This is a genomic window from Pseudarthrobacter sp. MM222, from assembly GCF_947090775.1.
Lineage (GTDB): Bacteria > Actinomycetota > Actinomycetes > Actinomycetales > Micrococcaceae > Arthrobacter.
In genome coordinates, this window is the sequence record NZ_OX352321.1 from 1,310,103 (window position 1) to 1,326,780 (window position 16,678).

16 protein-coding genes are annotated in these 16,678 nt (G+C 67.8%); 5 read left to right on the forward strand and 11 right to left on the reverse strand.

Annotated features, from left to right (window positions below; genetic code table 11):
- Nucleotides 1–4 precede the first annotated feature (4 nt).
- Nucleotides 5–838, forward strand: a complete 834-nt coding sequence (locus OM977_RS05910) for a metal-dependent hydrolase (RefSeq protein WP_264356586.1) — start codon at nucleotides 5–7, stop codon at nucleotides 836–838.
- Nucleotides 839–899: 61 nt separating this feature from the next.
- Here OM977_RS05910 and OM977_RS05915 read toward each other — a convergent pair whose 3' ends face one another.
- The 6 genes from OM977_RS05915 to nirB all read right to left on the reverse strand — a co-directional run bounded on the left by OM977_RS05915 (nucleotide 900) and on the right by nirB (nucleotide 7,926).
- Nucleotides 900–1,133 carry a hypothetical protein gene (locus OM977_RS05915; protein WP_264356587.1) on the reverse strand — a complete coding sequence of 78 codons (234 nt, stop codon included), beginning with the start codon at nucleotides 1,131–1,133 and terminating at the stop codon, nucleotides 900–902.
- A gap of 53 nt (nucleotides 1,134–1,186) precedes the next feature.
- Nucleotides 1,187–1,924: a deoxyribose-phosphate aldolase gene (gene deoC, locus OM977_RS05920; protein WP_264356588.1), complete on the reverse strand. Its 738-nt coding sequence runs from the start codon at nucleotides 1,922–1,924 to the stop codon at nucleotides 1,187–1,189.
- Nucleotides 1,925–2,012: 88 nt separating this feature from the next.
- The gene (locus OM977_RS05925) at nucleotides 2,013–2,867 is read right to left on the reverse strand and encodes an NAD(P)/FAD-dependent oxidoreductase (protein ID WP_264356589.1); all 855 of its coding nucleotides are present in this window, start codon (nucleotides 2,865–2,867) and stop codon (nucleotides 2,013–2,015) included.
- 147 nt (nucleotides 2,868–3,014) lie between these two features.
- Nucleotides 3,015–4,199, reverse strand: coding sequence for a uroporphyrinogen-III synthase (locus tag OM977_RS05930; protein WP_442960722.1), 1,185 nt, complete (start codon nucleotides 4,197–4,199; stop codon nucleotides 3,015–3,017).
- A 5-nt stretch (nucleotides 4,200–4,204) separates the two neighbouring features.
- On the reverse strand, nucleotides 4,205–5,239 hold the full coding sequence (gene cobA / locus OM977_RS05935; protein WP_264356590.1) for a uroporphyrinogen-III C-methyltransferase: 1,035 nt from the start codon (nucleotides 5,237–5,239) through the stop codon (nucleotides 4,205–4,207).
- Nucleotides 5,240–5,241: 2 nt separating this feature from the next.
- Nucleotides 5,242–7,926, reverse strand: coding sequence for a nitrite reductase large subunit NirB (gene nirB / locus OM977_RS05940; RefSeq protein WP_442960702.1), 2,685 nt, complete (start codon nucleotides 7,924–7,926; stop codon nucleotides 5,242–5,244).
- Between the two features lie 257 nt (nucleotides 7,927–8,183).
- Here nirB and nirD point away from each other — a divergent pair, with 257 nt between their 5' ends.
- Nucleotides 8,184–8,561, forward strand: a complete 378-nt coding sequence (gene nirD / locus OM977_RS05945) for a nitrite reductase small subunit NirD (RefSeq protein WP_264356591.1) — start codon at nucleotides 8,184–8,186, stop codon at nucleotides 8,559–8,561.
- 36 nt (nucleotides 8,562–8,597) lie between these two features.
- On the opposite strand, the gene OM977_RS05950 is transcribed toward nirD, so the two are convergent.
- Complete coding sequence (locus OM977_RS05950) at nucleotides 8,598–10,340, reverse strand: phospho-sugar mutase (RefSeq protein ID WP_264356592.1); 1,743 nt, start codon at nucleotides 10,338–10,340, stop codon at nucleotides 8,598–8,600.
- A 187-nt stretch (nucleotides 10,341–10,527) separates the two neighbouring features.
- Between OM977_RS05950 and OM977_RS05955 the strand changes: the two genes are divergently transcribed.
- A complete protein-coding gene (locus OM977_RS05955; protein ID WP_264356593.1) occupies nucleotides 10,528–10,965 on the forward strand; it encodes an RrF2 family transcriptional regulator in 438 nt (145 codons plus the stop codon).
- 12 nt (nucleotides 10,966–10,977) lie between these two features.
- Here OM977_RS05955 and OM977_RS05960 read toward each other — a convergent pair whose 3' ends face one another.
- The gene (locus OM977_RS05960) at nucleotides 10,978–11,796 is read right to left on the reverse strand and encodes a purine-nucleoside phosphorylase (protein ID WP_264356594.1); all 819 of its coding nucleotides are present in this window, start codon (nucleotides 11,794–11,796) and stop codon (nucleotides 10,978–10,980) included.
- A gap of 104 nt (nucleotides 11,797–11,900) precedes the next feature.
- Here OM977_RS05960 and OM977_RS05965 point away from each other — a divergent pair, with 104 nt between their 5' ends.
- Nucleotides 11,901–13,316 carry an NAD(P)H-quinone dehydrogenase gene (locus tag OM977_RS05965; RefSeq protein WP_264356595.1) on the forward strand — a complete coding sequence of 472 codons (1,416 nt, stop codon included), beginning with the start codon at nucleotides 11,901–11,903 and terminating at the stop codon, nucleotides 13,314–13,316.
- A 75-nt stretch (nucleotides 13,317–13,391) separates the two neighbouring features.
- On the opposite strand, the gene OM977_RS05970 is transcribed toward OM977_RS05965, so the two are convergent.
- Nucleotides 13,392–13,931: a hypothetical protein gene (locus OM977_RS05970; RefSeq protein ID WP_264356596.1), complete on the reverse strand. Its 540-nt coding sequence runs from the start codon at nucleotides 13,929–13,931 to the stop codon at nucleotides 13,392–13,394.
- Nucleotides 13,932–14,130: 199 nt separating this feature from the next.
- On the reverse strand, nucleotides 14,131–14,850 hold the full coding sequence (locus OM977_RS05975; protein WP_264356597.1) for a hypothetical protein: 720 nt from the start codon (nucleotides 14,848–14,850) through the stop codon (nucleotides 14,131–14,133).
- 171 nt (nucleotides 14,851–15,021) lie between these two features.
- Here OM977_RS05975 and OM977_RS05980 point away from each other — a divergent pair, with 171 nt between their 5' ends.
- Nucleotides 15,022–16,197 carry a S1C family serine protease gene (locus OM977_RS05980; RefSeq protein ID WP_333474008.1) on the forward strand — a complete coding sequence of 392 codons (1,176 nt, stop codon included), beginning with the start codon at nucleotides 15,022–15,024 and terminating at the stop codon, nucleotides 16,195–16,197.
- A gap of 2 nt (nucleotides 16,198–16,199) precedes the next feature.
- Here OM977_RS05980 and OM977_RS05985 read toward each other — a convergent pair whose 3' ends face one another.
- On the reverse strand, nucleotides 16,200–16,652 hold the full coding sequence (locus OM977_RS05985; RefSeq protein WP_442960703.1) for a hypothetical protein: 453 nt from the start codon (nucleotides 16,650–16,652) through the stop codon (nucleotides 16,200–16,202).
- Between the last annotated feature and the right edge of the window lie 26 nt (nucleotides 16,653–16,678).

Consider the following 16,678-nt stretch of genomic DNA (forward strand, 5'->3'; position numbering starts at 1 on the left):
AAGAATGATGGGAGGACACCACGCCGCGTCGGGAGCCGCGGCGTGGGTGGCTATTGCCTCGACCGGGCCGTACACCCTGGGCTGGTACCCGCTGGATGCCACCGGGATCGTGATCGGCGGGATGGCGACGGCGGGGACGGCCCTGGTCTGTGACTGGGACCACCGCTCCAGCACGGTGGCGCACTCGCTGCCGCCGCTGTCCAACGTGATCGCCGTCGGCATTGAGAACGCCAGCGGCGGGCACCGGCAGGGCACGCACTCGCTGCTTGGGGCGGCCTGCTTCGTGCTGCTCGCTGCGATGGCCGGTCAGGTCCAGCTGCAGACCGACTGGGGACTCCTGTCCCTCGGCGCCGGCCTGCTGTGCATGTTCCTGATCAACATTGCGGCCAAAGCCCTGAAGCTTTTCCCGAACTACGGCTGGATCAGCAACTGGGTCTTCGCCCTGGCCATGGCCGGGCTGGTGACGTGGTTCGCGCCGCACCAGTGGACCTGGCTGCCGGTCTCGATGCTCACCGGCGTGCTGGTCCACATCATCGGGGACATGATCACCACCGGGGGAGTGCCGCTGCTCTGGCCGCTGGTGATCAAGCCGCCGAGGCTGCTGCGGAAGCTGCCACTGGTCAAGGACGTCTGGAAAGCCAACGGGGCGTTTTCCATCCCGCTGCTGGGACGGGCCGGTTCGCGGCGGGAATGGCTTGTGCTGATCCCGGTCAGCGCGTACGCCATGATCGGCATGTTCGGGGCGGCACTGGCTTTGGCGGAGGCGCACTTTCCTGCCGCCGTCGCGCTGGGGACGGGACTGCTCAGCAGCCTGTTCGGCCGGCTGACCGGAAGCTAGCAAATGGCTGAAGCTCCGGAAATCCGGAGCTTCAGCCATTCAATGCGTGGGGGCGGGCAGCTTAGCTTTCGCCGGCCGAGTCCGAGCGGCCGAGGATCGTCTGCGGAATCCAGAACGAAGCGGCAAACAGCGCCAGGCAGGCGGCCATCGGCCATGGGTTGCCCAGCGTCAGGAATGACAGGGAGTACACGGAAGCGAGGAACAGGCCCAGCATCACGGCAAAGATGACGATGGTGGAGCCGAGGCTGTTCTCGGTCTGCGGGGTCTGCTCGGTCTGCTGGATCTTGCTGGACATTCGTTCCTCCTCGGCCCCGTGGGGCTCAAAACTGTGGCGGCTGCCGGAACAGATCAGTACGCGGACGAACCCTGTTCACCCTTGACGATCGCGATTCCGGAGCTGGCGCCAATACGTGTTGCACCTGCAGCAATCATAGCCTGTGCGTCCGCGAGGGAACGCACGCCGCCGGAGGCCTTGACGCCCAGGTCCGGGCCAACCGTGCGGCGCATCAGGGCAACGTCTTCGGCAGTGGCCCCGCCGCCGTTGAAGCCGGTGGAGGTCTTCACGAAATCAGCGCCGGCTTCCACGGCAGCCTCGCAGGCCAGTGCCTTCTGGGCATCGTCCAGCAGGGCGGTCTCGATGATCACCTTCAGGATCGCCCCGCCTTCGTGGACGGCCTCGGCGACGGCGGTGATGTCATCGACCAGGGCGCCCTTGTCGTTGGCGCGGGCAGCGGCGATGTTGATCACCATATCCACCTCTTCGGCGCCATCCAGCACGGCGCCGCGGGCTTCGAAAGCCTTGACATCGCTCGGGGTGGCGCCCAGCGGGAAGCCGACCACGGAACAGGTCAGCACACCGGAACCCTTGAGCGCGGTCTTGACCGTCTTGACCCAGACAGGGTTGACGCAGACCGACTTGAACCGGTACTCCGCGGCCTCGGCGCAGACCTTGAGGATCTCGGCCTCGCTGGCCTCCGGCTTGAGCAGGGTGTGGTCAATAAAGGAGGCGATGTTGCCGGTGCCGGCCGTGGCATCCGGCGTAGCGGGGGTGGTGCTGCCGGCGGCCGTGGTGGCTTCGTTGCTCATGGTGGTCCCTTTCGTGGCTTCTCGGTGTCCATCTTGCCACAACGCCGAACCTGCGCCGGCGGCCCCAAACCCGCCTCCGGGGGAGCGGCTAGGCCGCGTCCGCGAGCGGTTCGGACAGCGTGGCCCGCAGCAGCTGCGAGGCGCAGACCGAGGCAGCCGAGGCGGCGGCCACGAGCAGTCCCAGCCGGACGCCGTCGAACACGGCGGCATCCCCGATGGCCCAGATCCCGGGCACTGAAGTGCGGAAATCCTCACCGATCACGATGCCGCCCCGCGGGGCGGTCTTCAGCCCGGCGCTCACCGAGAGGGCATCGCGGGCAATGCGTTCCTCCGCGAGGACCACCAGATCCCCGTTCATGCTGGAACCGTCTTCGAAGATCACACCGGCGGCGGGAAGCATGGAACCCGCCAGGTTGGGAACCACGGCGGCGGGCCGGAGCGTGGTGCGGACGGGACGGACACCCCTGGCACGGAGCACCGCTTCAGCCTGTCCGGCGGCCGTTCCGGTGCCGACCAGGATACCCAGCGGACGCCTGCCGAGAACCCGGGTGACGTCCTTGACGGCTTCGCCGAGGCCGTTGGCGTCGTCGATCGTGGAGTAGCTGAGGCAGCGGCCGGCGCCCTCCAGGGGCGCTCCTGCCGGGGAGGAGCCCGTGGCTATGACCAGCTGGTCGTAGGTGAACTCCAGACCGTCCGCCGTGGTGACCCGCTGACCGTCGGGGTCGATGTAGCTGACGGGCTGGCCGAAGCGCAGCGAAACCTGCGGCAGGGCGGCGAGTTCGAGGAGTTCGGCGGGGGCGTCGTCGCGGTTGCTCAGCACCGTAATGCCGCCGGCGAACGGCGTCCGGGTCAGCTGCCGGACGAGGGCCTGGGCGGCCGGACCGGCCCCGGCGATGACGATCCGGGGCCGGGTCTGGGAATCAGGAGTGGTGACGCTGGACATGGTGGGCCCTTTCGCTGGTGGCCTGTGGTGTGGCCGTCGTGCTTGTTGCACCCAGCGTAGGCGGAGGGTTTTTCCGGGGTGTTTCCCGGGTGTTGCCGTTTTTTCGCAGCCCGTTCGCCAGTATTTACCAGCCGGTAATGCCCTGCGTCACACCCGCAGCCGGTAGCCGCGCTTGACCACGGTTTCCACCAGCCGGCCGTCCGGAAGCGAGGAGCGCAACCGGCTCACCGTCATGTCCAGGGCGTGCACGGACCCCCTCAGCTCCAGCAGTTCGGACAGGGCCTCGCGGGACAGCACGGCCCCGCCGGCACCCAGCAGCGCCCGCAGCAGCAGCAGCGGCGCCGGGGCCATCTCCACGGCCTCGCCATCGATCCGCAGGGAGCGGCCGCGGAGCTCCACGCTGCCTGAGACGGTGTCCAGCCGGCGGACGTGGTTCAGGGCCAGGTGCTCGCAGACCAGCCGGATCAGGGCGCCCATCCGGAACCGTTCCGGGACCAGCGGCTGCAGCCCGGCGTCGAGCAGCGGCTGGGCCGTGACCGGACCCACGACGGCGGTGGCGACTGTCGTCTTGAGACTCTCCACAAGCTGTTTGTACAGGCCCATCTCGTGTGCCGTGCTCCACATCGCGTCCACCGCGGGGGCACTGGTGAACGTCAGCACGTCCAGGTTGCCGGTGCAGGCGGCCTCGATCAGCCGCGGCAGCCGGTCGGCGCCGTCGGGCTTGACCCAGCGGTACGGGGTGACGGTCAGGACGGTGGCGCCGGACATCCGCAGCCGCTCGAGCTGGCGCACATCGGTGTAGCCGTGCAGCTGGACCGCGACGGTTTTGCCGCGCACGCCTTCGGCAAGGAGCATGTCCACCAGGGTTGCGGTGGTTTCGTCGCTGCTGATCCCGACGTCGGCGAGTCCGGCCGCGCGGACCGCGCCGCGGGCCTTGGGGCCGCGGACAAACATCCGGGTTGCGCCGAGGGTCTCGAGCAGTTGCTCGCCGATCCCGAAAGTATCAGCCGCCTCGCACCAGCGGCGCATGCCGTAGGCGGTGGTGGCGATGCACAGGTCGGGCTTGGCGTCGATGATGGCGCGGGTGTCCTCGATCAGCCGCAGGTCCTCCTGCACCGGTGCGATCTTCAGCGCAGGCGCGTGCAGCACCTCGGCACCCCGCCGTTCCAGGGCCTCGATCAGGTCCTGGGAGCGCCGGTGTGAGGTGACGCCGATCCGGAATCCTTCGAGGGGCAGCTCCGCCTTTTCCAGGATCTCCTCGGCGGCGATGGCCTCCGGGGTGCCGGGAGCTCCGGGCAGGACGGCGGGGGCGACGGCGTTGAGCGCGCTCACGGCTCTCACGCCCCCATCAGGGACGCGGCGAGCCGGTCCAGGTCGGCCGCGGCTTCGGCGGAGCCCCGGTTGGCTTCGGCCACCCGGACGACGTCACCGATCACGAGTACGGCCGGGTTTGTGCAGTCCGCGGCCGCGGTGGTGATGGTGCCCAGCTCCGCGATGGTGGTGCGCTGCCCGGGACGGTAACCCCGCTCGACGACGGCCATCGGCATGTCTGCCCGCATCCCGGCGCGGCGCAGGCCGGCGGCGAGCTGGTGCAGGGTGCCGATGCCCATCAGGACCACGATGGTTCCGCCGAGGCCCGCCAAGTGGGTGTGCTCCTTCTCGGTCAGCGGGGCGTGGCCCGAGACCACGGTGAACATGTGGCTGACCTCGCGGTGGGTGACCGGGATCCCGGCCGCTGCGGGGACCGAGATGGCGCTGGTCACGCCGGAAATGACCCGGACCGGCACGCCGGCTTTGACGCAAGCCGCCACTTCTTCGCCGCCACGGCCGAACACGTACGGGTCGCCGCCCTTGAGCCGCACCACGTTCCTGCCGGCGAGGGCCGCGTTGACCATGAGCTCCTCGATCCCGGACTGGCTGACCGGGTGGTGCCCGGGACGCTTTCCCACGTCCACGAGTTCGGCCGTGCTCAGCGAGGGGAGTTCCTGGTACGGGGCGAGCCGGTCGTAGAAAATGACGTCGGCGTCGCGCAGCGCCTTGATGGCCGCCACGGTCAGTAGTTCGGTGGTTCCCGGCCCGCCGCCCACCAGGGTGACCTGGCCGGCGGGACCGGCGGCGGGTTCGGCGGCGACGGGAATGCCGGTCGCGCGGCAGCGCTCCAGCAGGGCCTCCCAGCCCGGCTGGCCGTCGTCGACCGCGGCCACCAGGAAGGGCCGTTCCGGCAGGGGACCGTCGTGCGATGCCCCGTGCGGAGTGCTGAGCCGGGAGACGATGGCGCCGGCGGCTTCGTAGCGGCGGACCGCCTGGCGCGTGGCGGTGTCCGAGCCGGTGACCAGGATTTCGCGTCCGGTGAGATCAATGCTGAGCTGCATGGCTATACCTCGTTCTCATCGCGGGGCCGCATGGGGATGGAAGCCCCGATCAGGACTGGTTGTTCGGCGGCCAGCGCCTTCTCTTCTGCAGTGGCCGGGCGCATCTGGCCGCGCTCATCCGGGACGAAGGTGATGGAGTCATCCTTCTGGTCCGGGGCGTTGACGAAGGAGCGGAACCGGCGGAGGCGCTCCGGGTCCTTCAGGGTGTCGGCCCACTCGTCCACGTAGGTGTCCACGTGCTTGGCCATTGCCGCTTCGAGTTCCGCGGCGATGCCCAGGGTGTCCTTCACCACCACGTCCTCGACGTGTTTGATGCCGCCGTCGAGCTCCTCCTGCCACCGCGCGGTGCGCTGCAGGCGGTCGGCGGTGCGGATGTAGTACATGAAGTAGCGGTCAATGTACTTGAGCAGCGTTTCGTCGTCGAGATCCTTGGCCAGCAGCTGGGCGTGCGCCGGGGTGGCACCGCCGTTGCCGCCGACGTAAAGGTTCCAGCCGTCCGCGGTAGCGATGACGCCGACGTCCTTGCCGCGGGCCTCGGCGCATTCGCGGGCACAGCCGGAGACACCCATCTTGAGCTTGTGCGGGCTGCGGAGGCCGCGATAGCGCAGTTCCAGCTGGATGGCCATGGCCACCGAGTCCTGGACACCGAAGCGGCACCAGGTGGAACCGACGCAGGACTTCACCGTGCGCAGGCTCTTGCCGTAGGCCTGGCCGGATTCGAAGCCGGCGTCCACGAGTTCCTTCCAGATCTCCGGAAGCTCCTCCAGCCGGGCGCCGAACATGTCGATGCGCTGGCCGCCGGTGATCTTGGTGTACAGGTTGTACTTCTCGGCCACGGCGGCGATGACGCCGAGCTTCTTCGGGGTGATTTCACCGCCGGCGATGCGGGGGACCACCGAGTATGTGCCGTCCTTCTGCATGTTGGCCAGGGCGCGGTCGTTGGTGTCCTGCAAGGTGCCGCGGCCGGCGTCAAGGACGTAGGCGCTGTTCTGGCTGGCCAGGATGTTGGCGATCGTCGGCTTGCAGATGTCGCAGCCATCGCCGGTGCCGTATTTGGCCATGACCTCCTCGAAGGAGGTGAGTTCCAGGACGCGGATGGTCTCGAAGAGTTCCTGGCGGGAGAGCTCGATGTGTTCGCAGAGTGCCTTGGAGACTGCTACACCGGACTTGGTCAGTTCGGTTTCCAGCAGCTTCTTGAGCATCGGCACACACGAACCGCAGCTGGTGCCGGCCCGGGTGCAGCCCTTCAGCTCGCCGAGCTCCTGGACGGGAGCGTTGCCGTCGCAGGCTCCGCAGCCGTTGACGGTGTCGCGGATGGTTCCGGCGGAGACGTTGTTGCAGGAGCACAGGATGGCGTCGTCCGGAAGCTCCGTGTCCGGGGCGTCGCCGCCGCCGGCGGCGGTAAGGTACGCGCCGGGTTCGGCGGCCAGTTCGCGGCCCAGCATGGGGCGCAGGCTCGTGTACGGCGAGGCGTCGCCGACGAAGATGCCGCCGAGCAGGGTCTTGGCATCGTCCGTGGTGACGATCTTCTGGTAGACGCCGCGGGCCGGGTCGGCGTAGACGATCTCGAGGGCGTGCTCGGTCCGGGCGAAAGCGTCACCGAAGCTGGCGACGTCGACGCCGGAGAGCTTGAGCTTGGTGGCGGTGTCGAAGCCCGGGAAGGTCGCTTCGCCGCCGTGCAGCCGGTCCGCGACAATCTCCGCCATGGTGTTGGCCGGGGCCACGAGGCCCAGGCACATGCCGCCGAAGTTGGCGACTTCGCCGATGGCCCAGATGCCGGGGACCTCGGTGGAGCAGTCATCGGAGATGACGACGCCGCCGCGCGGGCCGAGCTGGAACTGCGGCGCGATGCCTTCGGTTTCCGGGCCGTTGGCCAGCCGGAAGAGTTCGTCGCGGGGTTTCACGCCGATCGCGACGATGACGATGTCGGCGTCGATGATCCGGCCGTCGGCCATGAGCACGCCGGTGACCTGGCCGTCGTCGTCGGAGAGGACCTCGGAGGGGAACACGCCGCCGTGGACGGTGAAGCCCTTGGCTTCGATGAGGCGGCCGAGGGCCTGCCCGGCGCCTTCGTCCAGCTGGGTGTTCATCAGCCAGGGGGAGCCGTTGATGACGATCGGGGTGGCGCCGAGCTGTTCGGTGCCGGCGGCGGATTCGAGGCCCAGGAGGCCGCCACCGATGGTGACGGCGTTGACCTTGCGGCCGAGCTTGGCCGTCAGCTCCGCGATCTCCTTGTTGATGGCCCGGACGTCCTCGATCGTGCGGTACACGTGGGTGAGTTCGGATCCGGCGATGGGCAGGCGGGCCGCGTCGGAGCCGGTGGCGACGACGAGCTCGTCGTACGGGTACACGGTGCCGGCCGCCGTCGTGACGGTCTTGCCTGCAGTGTCGAGGGCCGTGACGCGCTCGCCGGTCTTGAGGCTGAGGGCATCGTGGTCCCACATGGTGGCGGAGCCGAGGGTGAGGTCGACATTGCTGTCGGTGAGGGCCTTGCTCAGGGCGACGCGGTCGTACGGGAGATGTGCTTCCTCGGTGAGGACGGTGACGTGCCAGCCGTCGAGGCCCCGGGAGTGCATGGCGTCAGCAAAGCGGTGGGCTGCAGGGCCGCCGCCGGCAACCACGATGTGGCGGGGAGTTTCGGGGCGAGGTGAACCCGCTGTTTCTGGGCTGGAAGTCTGTCCGGTCACGGTGGGCCTTTCGCATGGGCCGCAGACGGTGCTCTGCAGCTTGTGTACCCAGCCTAGGCAAGTGCAGTTTCGCTTCAGTTTCCCTTATGTTTCGTGATCTTAACTTCTGCATCACGAATGTGTTTCGGGGCGGGTGAGGTCTCTTTTACCCGCCGGACACATTTGGCGCGTCCGGTTGAAACACCGCGGGCCTAGCTTGGATACGTGGCCGCAGGAGCGGTTGAGCACGTTAAGGGATGTATCAGAGAGGGACCGAAATGACTGCCGTACTTGAGAGCGCAGCACGGAACTTTGTGGAACACCCCAGCTTTGGAACCGGCTGGCACCGAGTGTGCGCCGTGGAGGAGCTGGAGCCCGCCTGGGGCGAGGCAGCCATGATCGCGGGACGCCAGGTGGCATTGTTCCGCACCGCTGCCGGTGAGGTTTACGCCGTAGCGCAGGAGGATCCGGCGACCGGCGCGCATGTCATGGCCCGCGGTATCACTGGTTCCCGCGGGGCACGACCCACGCTGGCCTCACCGCTGCACAAGGAAGTCTATGACCTGGAAACAGGGGAGTGCCTGGGCACGCCCGGACTCCGGCTGGAGACCTTCAGCACCCGGATTGTGGCCGGGTACATCGAAGTGGAGCTCTGAAGCCCCGGAGCTCCAGGACTCCCGTAAGCGGGGCTTCTACAGCCCCAGGGCCTCGCGGACGTCGGCGAGGACGCTGTCCAGGGCGCCGCGCGCTTCCTGCCGCGCCTGCGGCAGCTCCGCGGCAGAGCCGACGCTGCGGATGACCTCCAGATAGCACTTGAGCTTGGGCTCCGTCCCGCTGGGGCGAATGATGACGCGGGTGAGGTCCTTGGTGAGGTACAGCAGGCCGTCGGTCGGCGGCAGCTGCTCGCTGCCCTCCGCCAGGTCCACGACCGTCTCCACCGCGGAACCGCCGAATGATTCCGGCGGGCTCACGCGCAGCCGGTTCATCATGGCGTCCAGCAGCCCCAGGTCCGCCACCCGGATGCTGAGCTGGTCGCTGGCGTGCAGTCCGTGCACCAGATACAGCTCGTCCAGCGTGTCAAAGATGGTCTTGCCCTCGGCCTTGGCCGCGGCCGCGAATTCGGCGATCAGCACCGCGGCGGAAATTCCGTCCTTGTCCCGGACGAGGAACGGCGCGACGCAATAGCCCAGCGCCTCCTCGTAGCCGTAGAGCAGGCCCGGCACACGCGCGATCCACTTGAAGCCCGTCAGGGTTTCCTCATGCGCATACCCTGCGGCAGCCGCGATCCGCGCGAGCAGCCGCGAGGACACGATCGAGTTCGCGAAGACGCTTCCCGGGGCCTCACCGCCGGCGGCAGCCAGGCGGGCCACGGCGTGCGCGCCCAGCAGGGCTCCCACCTCGTCCCCGCGCAGCATGCGCCACGCGCCCGTGTCCGGGTCCTTGGCGGCAACCGCGGCGCGGTCGGCGTCGGGATCATTGGCGAGAACGATGTCGGCGTCCACCCGGGACGCAGCCTCGAGGGCCAGGTCCAGCGCACCGGGCTCTTCCGGGTTCGGGAAGTTCACTGTGGGGAAGTCGGGGTCCGGCTCCGCCTGCTCCGCGACCAGGGTGACGTCGGCAAAGCCTGCAGCATTGAGGACGGACACGGCCGTCGCTCCGCCCACCCCATGCATCGGGGTCAGGACGATCTTGAGGTCCCGGGCAGGGAAATGCTCCGGAACGGCGAGGGCCGCGACGGCGGCCTCGTAGTCGGCCGCGATGGACGGCTCCAGCACCGTCCAGCCTTCCTTGGCCAGGACGATGGACTCCAGGGCGCCGACGGCGTCGATCCTGGCCGCGATCAGGGCGTCGTAGGGTGCGACAATCTGCGCCCCGCGGCCGCTTTCCTCGACGGCGTGCCGGCCGAGGTAGACCTTGTAGCCGTTGTCCTGCGGCGGGTTGTGGCTGGCGGTGACCATCACACCGCCGTCGCACTCCAGTGCCCGCACCGCGTAGGCGAGCAGCGGCGTCGGCAGGGCCGCGGGCATCAGGAAGGTTTCGACGCCGGCGGCGGTGAGGATTGCCGCCGTCTCTTCGGCGAAAATTTCGGAGTTGTAGCGTGCGTCATAGCCAACGACGGCGCGCGGCCGGGTGCCCGGGGAGGCCTGCTCGACGGCGTTCGTCAGGAATGCGGTGAAGCCGGCTGCGGCGCGCCGCACCACCATCCGGTTCATCCGGTTCGGGCCCGGGCCGAGGGCCGCGCGGAGGCCTGCGGTGCCGAACTGCAGGGTGCCGCTGAAGCTGTCCGCGAGCTCCTGGCGGGCGGCGGCAACGCCGTCGGCGGTGAGCTGGATCAGCTCGGAAAGGCCTGCGGCGGTGGCCGGGTCCGGGTCCTGGGCGGCCCAGTCCCGGGCTTCGTCCAGCAGTCGGATGAGTTCGGCATCAGGAGACGTCATAGGTACCAAACTATCCGCAATCGCCGCCGAAGCGTTCCTTCGGCGGGTCCGCGGGGCCTCACGGTTCGGTTACAGCGCGTCGGGATCCGGTCCGCCCCATCCTTGACACCCGATTTTCCGGACACGTAACGTCTGGAATATGAAGATGGGCCGTGGGGTGGAATGGGCCATCCATAGTTGCGTCAACATGGCGTGGACCCCGGCGGGGGAGGCGGTCAACAGCGCCCGGCTGGCCGAGTACTACAAGCTGCCCGGCGCCTACCTGAACAAGCAGCTGCAGGCCCTGGTCCGCGCCGGCGTGATGACCTCGGTTTCGGGTCCCCGGGGCGGTTTCCTCTTGGCCCGCCGGCCGGAAAACATCACCGTGCTGGACGTCGTCCTGGCCCTGGAGGGACCCGAACCGGCCTTCCGCTGCGAGGGGATCCTGGGCAACAGCCCGGAGGCAGATACGGAAATGAATTTCGTCCGGAGCTGCCTTATTTCGCAGACCATGCGCCAGGCCGAGCTGGTGTGGCGGCAGGCCCTGGCGCGCCAGACCATCGCCGGGATCGCCGATTCGATGGAACGGCGTTTCCCGGAGGACCGGCAGAAGGCGCTGGACTTTCTCGCCGCCGACGCCGGGTAGAGGCCGCGGAAGCTAAAGCTTGGCGATGATCTCCGCCAGCAGCTTGGAGATGCGGGGACCCGCGGCGTGGCCGGCTTCCAGGACTTCCTCATGGCTCAGCGGCACGGGGCTGATGCCGGCGGCGAGGTTGGTTACGAGCGAAATGCCGAAGACCTCCATGCCGGCGTGGCGTCCCGCGATGGCTTCGAGCGCGGTGGACATGCCCACCAGGTCGGCTCCGATCCGCTTGGCGTACTGCACCTCGGCGGGGGTTTCGTAGTGCGGTCCGGTGAACTGCGCGTAGACGCCCTGGTCCAGGGAGGAGTCGACCTCGCGGGCGAGGTCCCGGATGCGGGCGGAGTAAAGGTCTGTCAGGTCCACGAAGGTGGCACCCTCCAGCGGTGAGGTGGCGGTGAGGTTGATGTGATCACTGATCAGCACCGGCGTGCCCGGTGCCCAGTCCTCGTTCAGCCCCCCGCAGCCGTTGGTCAGGACCAGCGTCTTGCAGCCGGCGGCCGCGGCGGTGCGCACGCCGTGGACCACGGCGCGGACTCCCTTGCCCTCGTAGTAGTGGGTCCGCGCGCCCAGGACCAGTGCGCGCTTGCCTTCTTTGGTCAGCACCGAGCGGATGGTGCCCACATGGCCCACCACGGACGGGGCGGAGAAGCCCGGCACCTCGGCTGCGGACAGCGTGGCGGTGGTCTCGCCGATCAGGTCCGCGGCTTCGCCCCAGCCCGAACCGAGGACCAGGGCCACGTCGTGGGAATCGATGCCCGTCTCCTCGGCGATGTAGTCGGCGGCGGCGCGGGCGGCGTCGAAGGGATCCGTGTTCAGGAATTCTGTATTACTCACTGGTACAAGTTACCGTGCCGGTGCCATGCTGCCCAGCACCGGCAGCGGCGGAGGGCGGGCCGGTTTCTTGGTGCGCCGGGGTGGATGGGGGAGAATGGTCGATTGTGACTACGCATCCCGATTTCAGCTCACCCCGCATCGCTATCCTGGGCGGAGGCCCGGGCGGTTACGAAGCCGCCATGGTCGCCGCCTCCCTGGGGGCGACGGTGACCATCATTGAGCGGGCGGGGCTCGGCGGCTCCGCGGTGCTGACCGACGTCGTGCCGTCCAAGACGCTGATCGCGACGGCGGACCTGATGACCCGTGTGGGGGAGGCCGGCGAGTTGGGCGTCAAGTTCGACGTCGACGGCGGTGACTTCGCCCCGGTGATGCGGGCCGACCTCAAACACATCAACGACCGGCTGCTGGGCCTCGCGCGGCAGCAGTCCGCCGACATCCAGGCCGGCCTGGAGCAGCAGGGCGTCCGTATCCTGATCGGCTCCGGCAAGATGCTGGACAACCACACCATCGAGGTCCTCACCGCCGACGGCACCGAGACAGTTGAAGCGGACGCGATTCTGCTCACGGTCGGTGCCCACCCGCGCGAGCTGCCCACCGCGCGGCCGGACGGCGTGCGGATCCTGAACTGGGCCCAGATCTACAACATGGACGAACTCCCCGAGGAACTGATCGTGGTGGGGTCCGGCGTGACCGGCGCCGAGTTTGCCTCCGCCTACAACGGCCTGGGCTCCAAGGTGACGCTGATTTCCAGCCGTGACCGCGTGCTGCCGGGCTCCGACACGGATGCCGCCGAGGTCCTCGAGGGTGTCTTTGAACGCCGCGGCGTCAAGGTGCTCTCGCGCGCCCGCGCCGAGACGGTGGAGCGCACCGAGGACGGTGTGGTGGTCACGCTCGCCGACGGCTCGAAGGTCACCGGCAGCCACTGCCTCGTCGCCGTCGGGTCCATTCCGAACACGGCGGGGATCGGCCTCGAGGAGGCCGGCGTTGCGCTCACCGAGAGTGGCCACATCAAGGTCGACGGCGTCTCCCGCACCAGCGCGCCGAACATCTACGCGGCCGGCGACTGCACCGGTGTGCTTGCCCTGGCCTCCGTGGCCGCGATGCAGGGCCGGATCGCCATCGCGCACTTCCTGGGCGACAGCGTCACCCCCATCAAGCTTCACCAGGTGGCGTCCAACATCTTCACCTCACCGGAAATCGCGTCCGTGGGCGTGTCCGAGGCAGAGATCGAATCCGGCAAATACCAGGGCGACGTCGTCAAGCTGTCGCTGAAAAGCAACGCCCGCGCCAAGATGCGCAACCACAAGGACGGGTTCATCAAGATCTTCGCCCGCAAGGGCTCCGGCACCGTGATCGGCGGCGTCGTGGTGGGCCCGAATGCCTCCGAACTGATCTTCGCGATCTCAATTGCGGTGAAGCAGAAACTGCACGTCGACGACGTCGCCAGCACCTTCACGGTGTACCCGTCGCTGAGCGGTTCCATCTCCGAAGCGGCACGGCGCCTCCACGTCCACATGTAGCAATCACCGCACGACAAAAGGGTCCAGTGGCAATGCCATTGGACCCTTTTGTGGTTATGGCTGTGGACGCCGTGTTTACTTCAGCGCCGCACAGATGTCCAGCCTCGTGCCGGAAGTGCTGATCAGGGTAAAGGTGCCGTCGGGCGCAACGGTGTAGACGATGCGACCCGAGTACTGGATTGCGGATGGCACCGCCTCCTTGGGAAGATCCGTGGAGAACAGGATGAGCCCGTTGCCCCCCGTTGCCGTGACAGTCTTGGTCCGGTCAGCCGCGATAGTTTCCTTTTGGACCGAACCGGTCGGCCGGAGAGTTATCGACTTTACCGGAGCATCATTCACTATCCGGCTGTAGGTAAGCGTGTAGCCCCTACCGGCTGTGATTGTGCGGACAATCTTGCCGCTTTCGTCAAGGAATTCCTTGATGTTTGCATTCGATCCGGTCCCTAGAACTCGAAGATCGAAAGCACATCCCTCTCCGGCCGGTATATCCTGCGCCAAGGTTCCGGGTTTGCCGTCCTTGACTGGAGCGGCGGCGATGGCGGCTGGCGATACTGTGAGAAGGGCAGCGGCAAGCAGGGCAGACGGCGCAAATCGACGGGCTGTGAGAGGTTTCACGGGTACTCCAAAATGAATCGGCGGCCGTTTGTGGCCGCGGATGAGTAAGGCCAGATGCGCAGTAGACACTTGCGCGTTCGGATCGCGTGATCCCGCGGACTCACCGCGGCGAGGGGGATGAACCTTTAGAAACCGTCATCCCGGCCTCAACAGTTACCCCGGGAACCTTGGGAATTCCTTGCGTCCCCGAGTGCGCTCCTTAAACGTGGGAACGAGTTCCGTCCGGTTCAGCAAAGGCGTACGGCGGAACGGTGTCGCCGGCGCTGACGGGCCGGAACCAGTGCTCGAAACCCAGCCGGTCGGCGTCGTCTTCGATATCGTCCAGGTTGTCCGCGTACAGCGCCTGGCTGTCCGCGTGTTCCAGCAGGACTTCCTCGACGTCGGTCCGCCAGTCCTCCGGGAGGTCCAGTTCGTAGATGTCCTCGGTGATCTCGGCCTGGTCCAGCAGGCACCGGACGGCGAGTTCGGCGGCGAGGGAGCCGGGGGCTGTCCAGCCGCGGACCAGGGATGCGGTGACGTCGGAGGCGACGACGATGAATTTCTGGGTGAACTTCGCGTCGTAGCCGGCGGCGAACTGTGGCGGCAGGCAGGACAGGACGGACGTCCCGGCGATGTCGGTGGCGGTGACGTCTTCGAGCTGGCTCAACGTGCCCAAGTCCCGGAAGAGCTGGTCGATGAGGATGCTCGACGAGTTCCAGAGCAGCCCGGCCAGCAGGCGCGTCTGGCGCAGGGCCTTCTGGCGCTCCTCCGGGCCGACCGCGGCCATCTCCGCGAGGTCTTCGGGATCGAACTGGAGTCGCTGCTCGGCGGTCATGTCATCGGGATGCGGGTCGAGCCCCAGGAGCTCAAGGCCCAGCCCGGTGAGTTTGTCGGCGTCAGCTAGCAGTTCTTCGGTGATGTCGTCGTCGTCGGCGCTCATGGCCCCGATGCTACCCGCCGTGCGTGCGCTGACCGATTCCTGTTACGCGGGGGATGCTGGAGGCCTCACAGTCCATTCACAGCGGCACGACAGACCGCCGAAAGGCCCGGCCTCCACGATGGGTTTACAGCTTCGAAAGACTCGGAGCATCACACTCCAAGGAGCTCGGTCATGAACGAAACCGCACAAGTGAAGGCCAGGAAGCGGATCGGTGCCGGTGGACTCATGGCCTGCATGTTGGCCGCCGGCCTTCTCGGCGGGGGCACTGTCGCCGGAGCAACAACTTTCTTGAACGCATCGTCCCCGGTGGCAAGTACATCGCAAACCGCGGAATTCACCCCCGTGATCGTCAACAACCCCGACAGCGTCAACGCCGTTACGGCGGCGGCGCAGAAGGCGACGCCCAGCGTGGTGACGATCAGCGCGACCACCGCCGACTCGGGCGGAACCGGCTCGGGCATCATCTTGGATGCGGACGGCCACATCCTGACCAATATGCACGTCGTCACCCTGGACGGCGAAGCCGCCAGCGCGGTCATCGAAGTCCGCACCAGCGACGGTAGCGTATATCCGGGGACGGTGGTTGGCGCGGACGCGCTCGCGGACCTAGCAGTCGTGAAGATCGACGCCGAGGGGCTGGTCCCCGCTTCGCTGGGCGACTCAGCGAAAGTCAACGTCGGGGACACAGCCGTCGCCATTGGCGCACCCCTGGGACTCAGCGGCACGGTCACGGATGGCATCGTATCGGCCGCCAACCGTGCCATTGAAACGGCTTCCTCGGCCGCGCCCAGCACACAGAGCCGGAGCCGCAGTGCCACGGCCGCCCAGGCCTCGGTCAGCATGAACGTCATCCAGACGGACGCGGCCATCAATCCCGGCAATTCCGGCGGCGCCCTGGTGAACACCAAGGGCGAGGTCATTGGCGTGAACGTGGCCATTGCCACCGCCGACTCCACGTCCTCCTCGTCCTCGTCCGGAAACATCGGCGTCGGCTTCTCGATCCCCATCAACGAGGCGTCACGGGTGGCGCAGGAAATCATCGCCAACGGGTCCGCCACGCACGGGCAGCTCGGACTCTCCGTACAGGACATGGCCTCCGGACCGGCCTCAGGGTTCACCACAGGGGCGGAGATCTCCGCGGTGACACCAGGATCCGGCGCGGCCTCGGCCGGCCTGAAAGCGGGCGACGTCATCACAGGCCTGGCCGGGCGCAGCATCACCGATGCCTCGGAGCTCACGGCCGCCGCCCACGAACACGCAGCCGGGACCACCGTCAAGGTCACCTACCAGCGAGGCGGCAAGGAACTGAGCACGGACGTAGTGCTGGGGAGTGCGACGGCGGGGTGACGCTAGGGCGCTGTGTCGGCCCGGCCGAATCTGGATATCATCGCGACGACGAACAGGGCCGCAAGCGCCATGGCGCTGCTGGCATAGAGCGCGAGGCCCCACGGAGCGTGGTCGCCGCCGTGCGTTGCGAATGCGTCGGCTATGCCCATTCCCGCAGGGAACGCGGCATACCAGTGCGAGGGTGCGGCTAGCACGAGAAGCAGAAGGTCGATGACCAAAACGTTCTTCACTGGGAGATCTGGTCGCTGCACAGCACCCACGACGACGATAGCCGCCAGCAGCACGCCCACGACCGCCCAGACAATCACGACCGGGGCGCCGAGCGACTCGTTGGCCCGGTCGAGCCCGGCGTGGATTTCTGCCATCGTCGCGCCGGGTACGGCCGCAAGAGGATTCCACACCAGGGTTTGAAGCGTGCCGGCGACCGCATACACAGTGACCAGCATCAATCCCACGAGCGCCACCCAGGCGGCACGCCCCC